A 10,582-nucleotide genomic window follows, 5' to 3' on the forward strand; every position below is an offset into this window, starting at 1 on the left:
TTACCTGCAAATATTAGATACAATAAGTTAAATGGATGTACATTTTCAAGCATTATTAAAATACTTCACCGGTGAAGTATTCTATGATAATTCGGTAAAACATTTGGCGGTTAAAGCGGCCTATGCAACAGATGCTTCAGTGTACCAGGAAATGCCTTTGGCTGTAGCGATGCCAAAAACTACTGAAGATATACAACACCTGATAGTTTTTGCTCAAAAACATACTTTAACAATGGTTCCGCGGGCTGCAGGCACTTCACTGGCCGGGCAGGTAGTTAGCCACGGAATAATTGTAGATATTTCCAAATACATGACATCTATATTGGAAATTAATGCTGAGGAAAAATGGGTAAGAGTTCAACCGGGTGTTATCCGTGATGAACTTAATGTCTATTTAAAACCTTTTGGCTTAATGTTCGGGCCCGAAACTTCAACTTCAAGCAGGGCAATGATTGGGGGGATGATTGGTAATAACTCGTGCGGCTTACATTCAATGATATGGAAAAACACAAGGGACAATCTTTTAGAGGTAAGAGTTCTGCTATCAGATGCCAGTGAAGTTGTGTTTGGTAATTTGGATCAAAAAGAGATACAAAATATACGATCCAAACCAGGCGTGGAAGGCCGTGTTTATGATCAAATCGTAAGTATGCTTGAAAGCGAAATCAATCAATCTATAATATCCGATAATTTCCCTAAGGAAAGTGTTACGCGTCGTAATAGCGGTTATGCATTAGATGCTCTTGTAAATCAACTAAATAATGCCAAACAATTAAACTTATGCAGTTTAATTGCAGGATCAGAGGGTACGCTTTGTTTCGTAACAGAAGCTAAACTAAAACTTATTGATTTGCCTCCCGCGGAAGTAGGAATGGTTGCTATTCATTGCAACTCACTACAGGAAGCCTTAGCGGCTAATCTTGTAGCAGTCCGATCGGGATGTGCTGCTGCTGAATTGGTGGATCATGTTATATTAGAAGAGGCTATCAATAATGCCGGACAAATAAAAAATCGTTTCTTTTTGATAGGGCAACCAAATAGTATACTAATGGTTGAGTTTTTTAGCGATACCAACGCCGGGCTGATTAAAAAATGTAATGATTTAATTGAAGAACTACAATCTAAAAATCTCGGGTATGCCTTTCCTATATTAACCGGTGAAGAAACCAAAAAAGCTTGGGATTTGCGGAAATCCGGGCTTGGTTTGCTCAGAAATTTAAAAGGTGATGTTCAGCCGGTAAATTTAATTGAAGATTGTGCAGTGGCCGTGGATGATTTACCAGCCTATATAAATGATTTAGATCTGTTATTGCGTAAGCACAATATTACTTATTCATTGTACGCACATGCTGGCGATGGGGAGTTGCATGTGGAACCAATGATAAATTTAAAATCGGTTTCCGGAAGGTTACTGTTTAAACAGATTCTTGAAGAAACAGCAACACTTGTAAAAAAGTATAAAGGCTCATTATCAGGAGAGCATGGTGATGGCAGGCTTAGGGGGCAATATATTAGTTATGTGATGGGTAACGAAGTATATGACCTGTTTAAGCAGGTTAAGAATATATTTGACCCTAATGGTGTTTTCAATAAAGGTAAAATTACTGATACGCCTGATATGCTCGAAAGTTTGCGTTATCAGAATGATGAAACGGTTATAAGACAGCCTTCAAAAACTTTTTTTGATTTTTCTGAACAGGAAAACATGTTGCGTTTAACCGAAAAATGCAGTGGTTCGGGAGATTGCCGAAAAACTGAGGTAACAGGGGGGACGATGTGCCCAAGCTATATGGCAACTCGCAACGAAAAAGACACCACCAGGGCAAGGGCTAATATTTTGCGCCAGTACTTAACTAATGAACCTGAAGTTTTAGGGCAAGGTAAGGATGCCGAAATAGTAAAAGATGTGCTGGATCTTTGCATTGCCTGTAAAGGTTGCAAAATTGAATGCCCGTCATCGGTTGATATGACAAAACTTCGTGCGGAATTTTTGTATCACTATCAAAAAGTACATGGCATACCTTTTCGTTCTAAATTGGTAGGGAATTTTAGCAGGCAAATGCAACTGGCCTCAAAATTTCCAGGAGTATATAACTTTTTAGTAAATAATGATTTTTCCAGAAGAGTTATCAGCAAAATTTCAGGATTTCACCCGAAAAGGTCATTGCCAAATATCTCCAGAATATCGTTAAAAAACTGGTGTTTAAATAGAAAGGAGCAAAAGGCAAGCAATAATGTAAACATGTCTGTTTATTTGTTTTGCGATGAGTTCACAAATTATAACGACGTACAGACTGGTATTAAAACAATTTTATTACTCGAAAAGCTGGGTTATAATGTGATTATTCCTGAACATGTTGATAGCGGCCGCTCATATCTTTCTAAAGGCATGCTTGAAGAAGCAAAAATTTGTGCCGAGCGGAATGTAGAGCTATTATATAAACTAATTAGTAAAAACACACCGTTGATCGGAATTGAGCCCTCTGCTATTCTTTCCTTCCGGGACGAATATCCAGCGTTAGTAAATACAGATTTGCAGGATAAAGCCAAAGTTCTTAGTGCACATACTTTTTTGTTTGAAGAATGGTTTTATGAGGAAATAAAAGCCGGTCGAATATCATATTTAAGATTTACAGATCTGTCTCAAAAAGTTGTATTGCATGGTCATTGTCATCAAAAAGCCCTTTCTGATATCAATAAAGCAGAATTTATATTAGGATTGCCTAAAAATTTTAAGGTTCAAAGCCTGGCCACTGGTTGCTGCGGGATGGCCGGATCATTTGGTTACGAGAAGGAACATTATGATGTGTCATTAAAGATAGGAAACCTGGTATTATTCCCTTCCATTCAAAATGAACCCGAAACTACAATTATTGCGGCATCAGGTACAAGTTGCAGGCATCAGATTAAGGATGGGACAAAAAAAATCGCATTGCATCCTGCTGAAATTTTATATGATGCACTGTTGTAGCATTTTTGTTAATGCTATATATGATTCATAATATATGCCGTAGATATTTTTGAGCAATCTAACCAAGGTAATGAAATACGGTATATGGAGGGTGTGCTATACATAATGCATAACATGCCCTCCCCATTACGATCAACTACACGCCTCTCTCAAGAGGGAAACAATAAAAAAGTCGGCATACATAGATTGTTATTCTGTCTTCAAACTTTTTATCGGGTTTGCCAATGCGGCTTTTATGGCCTGGAAGCTTACCGTTAGTAGTGTGATCAGCATAGCCCCGATAGCTGTAATGATAAATATCCACCAGGCAACATCGGTATGATACTGATAGTTGTTCAGCCAGTTATGCATAAGGTAATAAGCCACAGACGAGGCTATAATTATTGAAATAAACATCAGTATGGCAAAGTCTTTCGATAGCAATTGCCACAGGGCGAACACTGAAGCGCCAAGCACCTTGCGTATACCTATTTCTTTAACGCGCTGTTCCGCCATAAATGATGCCATACCAAACAGCCCGAGGCAGGTGATAAATATAGCCAGGGCGGCAAAAACAGTAGCCAGCTTACCCAGGCGTTCCTCATTATTGAATTCTTTAGCATATTCCTGATCAACAAAATGGTATTCAAAGGGCTGTTCCGGATTCTCGGTTTTTAACACAGAAGCGATGTTGTTAATAGCTTTGCCGGGGCTCATTTTCGGGCTGATCTTTAGCAATAAACAGCCTCCCGGGTCTTTCGCCAAAAAATAAACCATAGGTTGCACCTGTTCATAAGGCGACCGGTTAATGATGTCTTTAGTTAATCCTATGATCCTAAACTGTTTGCCATCAAAGGTTATGTAGTTTTCTGTCGGTTTTTTCATGGTCATAAAATCAGCTGCAGCCTGGTTAATGATCACCGCTGATGAATCGGAAAGGAATGACCGTGAAAAATCACGACCAGCGCTAAATCCCCAATCAATGGTTTTGCCATAATCGTATGTAATATTGTTCTGGCCGATATTGACATCCAGATTAGGGTCTTTTCCAGGCCATGCGACGCCGTTGGTAGTACCAGGAACTTGGGTAGGCGGGGAATCTGCTTCGGCCATTTCAGTTATCGTGCCGTTGCTTGCAAGGGCCTGTTTTATCGCATCAAAATGATTATGGATTTCTCTGGTTAGTATGGGTATGGTAACCAATCCATTCTGGCTATAGCCAACAGGGCGGTCTTTGGCAAAAAGTATCTGTCGGATAACTACAATGGTACCGATGATTAGCACAATAGAAACTGTAAACTGAAGTACCACCAGTACTTTACGCGGGGCTGAAGCCAGCCGCCCAACCCGGAACGCCCCCTTTAATACCTTCACAGGTTTAAATGACGACAGGTAGAGTGCCGGATAACTTCCTGTGATAATAGCGGTGATGAAACTGAGGCCAATTCCGGCGAGCCAAAACGCCGGGCTGTCCCATGGAATTACTATTTTTTTACCGGCGAGTTGGTTAAATGTTGAAAGACTTAACTTTACCAGTAGTAACGAGGCCAAAAATGCCAGCAATACGCAAAGTAACGATTCACCGTAAAACTGGTATATCAATTGGTTGCGGGATGAACCTATTGCCTTGCGAACACCTACCTCGCGCGCGCGTTTCTCAGACCTGGCTGTGCTTAAGTTCATGAAGTTAATACAGGCCAGCAGCAGTACAAATACACCTACAGTACCAAATAGCCACACATATTGTATTTCGCCACCGATACTTTTCCCGTCCTTAAATGCGCTGTACAAATGCCATTTACTCATTGGCTGCAGGAACAGCGCCGGTTTCGTTCTGGCTAAAACCGGTTTTAAATGCCGCAGCTTTACATCCCTGATTTTTAACGATACTTTGTCAAGGTCGGCATTATCAGCCAATTGAACATATAAATTAACAATGCCTGGCCCCCATGGCTCGCCCATTCCGCTCAGCCTGTATTCTGTTGCATAGCGGTCCCAGCAACCAATAAAAGCGATACCGGCAAGCGTGGTATTTTCAGGCAGATCTGCATAAACACCGGCTACTTTCAGGTTATCTATATTATTATTCAACTTCAATACTTTAGCCATTGGGTCCTCATTCCCGAAAAATGCCTTAGCTGTCGACGCGGATATTAATATAGATGATGGGTCCTTTATAGCATCGCGCCTGCCCTCAAGCATATTTAGTGTGAACAGGTCCGGTCCACCGGTTTCCATAAAGGCACCTTGCTCGTTTAGTTTTTTGTCATTTAAAGCCATTATATAATCTCTCGGCATTGTCGACATTACTACAGACTTAAAATCGCTGCCATAGCTTTTGCGTAGCTCGGCAGCCAAAGGCCACGGTACATGGAACCAGGTTTTTACTTCGCCATTAATCGTCGCATTTCCTATTACTTGGGCTATACGGGGATAATTAACGTGATACTTATCAAATGATACTTCATCCCAAATCCACAAACTGATTAGCATTACCACTGCCATGCCTACTGCAAGACCACCAATATTAATAAGCGACAATACTTTGTTCTTAATAAGGTTGCGCCATGCAATTGTTAAATAATTCCTGAGCATGTGATTTTGATTATATAATAATTTGTTAAACTGCCCCCTGAAAACTTCCCCAGGGAAGCATAGAGATATAAATTTACGGTTATTACTCCGCTTTCAAACTTTTAACCGGGCTGGTAAGCAGCACAGCTTTTATAGCCTGGAAACTTATAAATATTAGTAAAACCGAAGATTTGTTCTTTAACAAAAAACGGAAGTCAGTTTTAAAATAGCTTTTTGAACATGACACTTAGTTTTTACAGAAGTTAAAATAATATTTTGACTTGCTAATGTTATGCCATGTAAACAACGTTTTGATAGTGAGGTGTTTGTGTGAGATTCCATTAGCCAAAACCGTTCGGTTTTGATACAGCTATTGTCCGTTAATGAAAAGAAAACATAATTCCTCCTGGCTAAGCATCCACGCTTAGCTGTATTAAGTTGGAGTGTCTACACTTCCGCGAAAGTTAATATGCAAACAAAAAAGCCGCACTACTTTCGTAAAGCGGCTTCGTAGCGGTAACGATAGGTATTTGAAACAGTTATCAAAGCTTTTAGAGGTTTTGGCTGAGATTTCTGAAAACAATGAAAAAAATAATAGTAACTGTAAATCCGGGGGCGCTGAAGATCAAATAATTAGCGATAAGGATATTTTTCTTCATCCTGATAATGAGAACAATACGAAATAAAGTAAGACCGCCTATCGGATAAAAGTCGTTTGGCTGCGGTAATATCAACCTTATATTATGGCTGATAAAGCGCCAATCAAAAATTCTCTGTCCAACTATACAATAATTCGCCATGACGATAGCGTTCATAATAACAGTTATGTTCTTGCCTGTTAATTTCCATGTAAATACCGACCTTATATCCACAAACATGCTCCGGATGTACAATCCCCCCAAACGACCATACCCGCTCATACGGAATAGCCGTTAACGCGCATAAGCTTCGTTTGTCTGACTGTTTTTCCGTCTCCCGCGCTGTGGATTTCTTCATTTCCAAAGCAAGTAAGTTATCGTGCTGCACCACCTCACCACGGCTGTGAATTAGCAAATCGCAAGTTATAGTGACAACAACTTCTTCTTTATTAATGATTGTTTTTACTTGCCCACCTTGTTTGCGATTGTATTCATTATCTACATGGTAATGAGACAATTCTGTTTTTTCCAATTCTCGTTCAATGTAATGTAGCAGACGCCCGCAAAGATTGCGTTCACTGACGTTATCCGTGATATTCTGTATCTCCCGCTGGAAGAATACCGGCAAAGCCGACATGAAAACTTCAAAAACAATATCTTCCATTATGGCATTGGTTTAAATTAGATTAGTTGTCTCTGTTAAACAGAATTTATATTGACCAATTTCACGAATCCATTTGGCATTATTAAAAACGTTTTTATATGGATATGATTCAACAAAAATGGAAAAATATAAAAAAAGCCTATTGCAACTCTTGAAGTTTGAAAATCAGTTTACCAGGCCTCCAGGGACGTATATGAAGTTTACCATCAATTATCCTATCTGTAGTGTAGGCATCGACCAAATAATAACCGATTCTAGGCACTCCTCTACTGTATTCTGTACGTGGAAGATCTTGTACAATTGTGGCCAGGAAGCTAATAACCTCTTCGTGAATATTGTTAGATTCATCATAGGCCATGTGTATCCACCCCTGATCAGTAAAACAAAAAGAACCTTTTCCAGCGATACATACTTGCGAAATCACCGGTGCGGAATTCCATTTTGGATCAATTTTTTTATATGTAATTAGAAACGACTCCGGTGAATAATTTTTCATATCAGCCTGGAATATAAAAAGTCGATAATGAGGCTTTACAACAATTTGTGGATGGGGATTATTATCGGAATCGTGAACTCCGGTAGTCAATATTAAATCACGTTCCAGGCCTGAGAATTTCTTGTAGGCATCGTCAATGTTTTTCTTAGAAAAACTACTTTTTACCTCAATGCAACTCAGAACAGATTCAAAGGGAAATATTGCAAGGTTATCATTCTGCGAAAAGAAAATGGGAGGCAGTAGATTTTGACTGTAAATACAAATATCGATTTCATTAGATATTGAACCATTATAGTCAATAATTTTTCCCGTACCCATAGAAAAATTATTATTAAGCATTGGCTCAAGCAATTGGTGAACAACTATTTCCCTGAGCCTTCCCGTTAAAAATGGATGCTTTATTTTCGACGCACTAATAGCGTCCAGCAGCCCTTTCTTGATATTGTCGTTTAAAATCGTTCTGTAGTAATCATTCATGCCATATCAGATTATGTATTTTAGGACCAGCCAGGGCCTGTAGCAGTCTCAACAATATATTTACAAAGGTTATTATATACACCCTACGTCAAGAGCGGTAAACTTCTCTAGCCGCTGGCCCCAATACTTTATTCCTGGTAAACGCTAATTTTAGAGTTTGTATACCACACTATGTCATTGCGTTCAATAGTTAATAATATGACTAACTCTTCCATCGTTGGGATTAAAAAGGACTCGATGAACTGTTTTATTTCCGGGGAAAGTGTTTCGTGCATTAAATGAAATTCTGTTTCTCTGTTGTGAACCATAGAATTCCTGAACATATAGACAACGGTTGTATAAAATCCCACTATCGAATCAAGATTGATGGAGTTTAATACGTATGAACGAACATCTTTTTTGTTAATTCTCAACAATGTAAACATGGCGTCGAGAACAGCATCAGTCATGCTTGCTCGTATGGCCGTTAGTCTTGCCAGCAAAAATTGTTTAAATCTGGTTCCGGGAGTATAATATAATTCAAATGCGTCAGTAAATAAAGATTTGAGTACTGCTTCTTCACCTTTATTTATGTTGTTGTATAACCTCTGAAAATCTCTTATCGAAAATAAGCCAGCAGATGAGCTTTCAACCTGAACTATCTGAGTACGGTACATATCATTTTCTAAAACGTGATATAATCTTAAGTATTTGTCGATTAAATCCTTTTGATAATTGTATTCACTCAAAATCATTAATGTATCCACAAACTGATGGTAACCATTACCAATTTTAATTCTGTTCCGATTGAAAGTAGATGGAAGGTGAGCAACCTCGTAAGGCTGATGGGTAAACTTGCCTTCTATGATCATTTGAAACTTTATAAAAGCCAAAATTTCTTTGATATTATAGTTTCTTTGAGCCTTAATTAAGATGAACGTACTGCTTGTCAAAGGAACAGAAACATCCAGTTTAGTGAGAAGGTATAAGATTAACACTTCAGATATTACGCCTGAATTAAGGTGTTCTGCCAACACATTGATATCGGTCAGTGTTATCAAAAAAACCGAGTTAGTTAATTCATTCGTATCATGGTAGAAATAGTTCTTATGAATTAGTGCCCCCAAATTGATCGGAATCAATTTAAACATAGATGGCCTAAGTCTGTAGGTTGGTACTGTTGTCCAAATTGTAAACAGTGATTTGTACAGCGTTAAATAAGTCAAGATTTCCGCCTTTCTTGGCATTGAGTATGCCGGAAAATCGCTACTGAGGCCTTGCAAAGACTGAATGAGCAGATCTGCACCTGGATAGATAAGTCCACCCGTGCGTGTTGCATCAATAATATTCTGTTCGTCTATTATTGTAGTGATTTTTGTTGAAAAGTTGGTCTTGTCAGCTCCATTTAATGTCAGCTCAAAGGCATCTGCATCATCTCCTACAACACTGTCTAACAACAATAATAAATTATCATATAAGGCATTAATTGTTTTCATCGATACCTACCTTAAAGTAAATCTTCCAATTGATTTTTAATTCTACTTTTCCGGTCAGGATGTCGTAGAGGCCGTCGTAAACAGCTACCTTATTGACATTTCCTATATTGACTTTACTAAGATCCAGTCCGTTCCTGGTTTTTTCAAAACCCGGAAGATCTAATACTTCCGGTTTCTGAACTAATTGTCTTTCAATAATATCACATACTTCTGTAAAAGATAGTTTGTCATTTTCCTTAGCAATTTTTCCTGATGCAGCAAACAACCCTACGAGAGTAATCTCTCTTCCCAGCCACTGCGTTCCCAGTTCCTTGTAAAATGAATACAGGGCTATATCAAGTTTTACAATTGTCGCAATGAATGTTTTGAAAAAATCGAAATCATATTTTATATCAAACTCTTCATCGTTAAATTCATCATTTTGTGTTTTTTGAATTAAATTAATATTCGTTGTGACCGGCTTTCCTGCCTCATACGATAACACGGCACTGATTATATGTGAAAAATGAAAATGCCCAATAGTCCGATTCTTGCTGTGCTGTATAGAAGACACTTCCTTTTCTTTAATTAATTTAAAGTCAGGAGTAGACGTTTTGCTTATTATAGGTATGAGATTATTAAAAAGAAGTTCTAACTGATGTTTCGTTTTAACAGGTTTGTGGCCAGCATTTAATATCAGCATTTTTTGAACTTCTTCATCAGGATCAAGTCCGGACCAAACTTCAAACCACATGAAATTTTTGGCAAACTTGTCCTCGAGGTTTTCATCCAGATGGCTTTTTTTATAGTCAATTAATTTAGACAGAATATTGGATGATGATTCAATTTGATTTATCTGCTTGGAATACTCTCTGCTAATCTTGATTCTCCCATAATCCAGGATATCGTTAGAATTATTCAGGGCACTTTTGAGGAGTTGGATAGTGTCCCATATAACTTTTAATCTATGTGTTCTTTGCAAACCGTCCAGAATTTTAAATCCTTCAATTTCTAAATTGGGAGATTCAATCTTATGTTGAAGATTTTCAATAATAAGAACAATGGAAGGGATATGTCCTTCATTCAAAACTGTATTTATTAAATTATCAAGATACGGGTTATATACAATTTCCCTTTGAACATAATAAGATTTGTAGTCGGCTGGTAAAGCCAATATATAATCTTTCAATGATAATTTAACAAGATAACAGACCTTTTCAACGTCTATAGCTTTATCGTGTGGGTATTCCGGGGAAGCTGACCATGTGATTCACTGGCAAAGAGAGCAGTGATTTAGCTGGCGGCAGAGTTCAGCAGATGCTGTAAAAG

The 10,582-nt window shown here is 38.3% G+C and carries 6 protein-coding genes; 1 reads left to right on the forward strand and 5 read right to left on the reverse strand.

The window, feature by feature from the left end:
• Window positions 1–31 precede the first annotated feature (31 nt).
• Window positions 32–2,971, forward strand: coding sequence for an FAD-binding and (Fe-S)-binding domain-containing protein (locus GSQ74_RS15170; protein WP_158994728.1), 2,940 nt, complete (start codon window positions 32–34; stop codon window positions 2,969–2,971).
• A 189-nt stretch (window positions 2,972–3,160) separates the two neighbouring features.
• Here GSQ74_RS15170 and GSQ74_RS15175 read toward each other — a convergent pair whose 3' ends face one another.
• The 5 genes from GSQ74_RS15175 to GSQ74_RS15200 form a co-directional block, all read right to left on the reverse strand.
• Window positions 3,161–5,545, reverse strand: a complete 2,385-nt coding sequence (locus GSQ74_RS15175; RefSeq protein WP_158994730.1) for an ABC transporter permease — start codon at window positions 5,543–5,545, stop codon at window positions 3,161–3,163.
• Between the two features lie 741 nt (window positions 5,546–6,286).
• Window positions 6,287–6,826 carry a hypothetical protein gene (locus GSQ74_RS15185; protein ID WP_158994734.1) on the reverse strand — a complete coding sequence of 180 codons (540 nt, stop codon included), beginning with the start codon at window positions 6,824–6,826 and terminating at the stop codon, window positions 6,287–6,289.
• Between the two features lie 139 nt (window positions 6,827–6,965).
• A complete protein-coding gene (locus GSQ74_RS15190; RefSeq protein ID WP_158994736.1) occupies window positions 6,966–7,799 on the reverse strand; it encodes a DUF6602 domain-containing protein in 834 nt (277 codons plus the stop codon).
• Window positions 7,800–7,927: 128 nt separating this feature from the next.
• Complete coding sequence (locus GSQ74_RS15195) at window positions 7,928–9,274, reverse strand: hypothetical protein (RefSeq protein WP_158994739.1); 1,347 nt, start codon at window positions 9,272–9,274, stop codon at window positions 7,928–7,930.
• Window positions 9,261–10,442, reverse strand: coding sequence for a hypothetical protein (locus GSQ74_RS15200; protein WP_158994741.1), 1,182 nt, complete (start codon window positions 10,440–10,442; stop codon window positions 9,261–9,263). The genes GSQ74_RS15195 and GSQ74_RS15200 overlap by 14 nt, the downstream gene beginning before the upstream one ends.
• Between the last annotated feature and the right edge of the window lie 140 nt (window positions 10,443–10,582).

It is taken from the genome of Mucilaginibacter sp. L196, from assembly GCF_009765905.1.
GTDB lineage: Bacteria > Bacteroidota > Bacteroidia > Sphingobacteriales > Sphingobacteriaceae > Mucilaginibacter.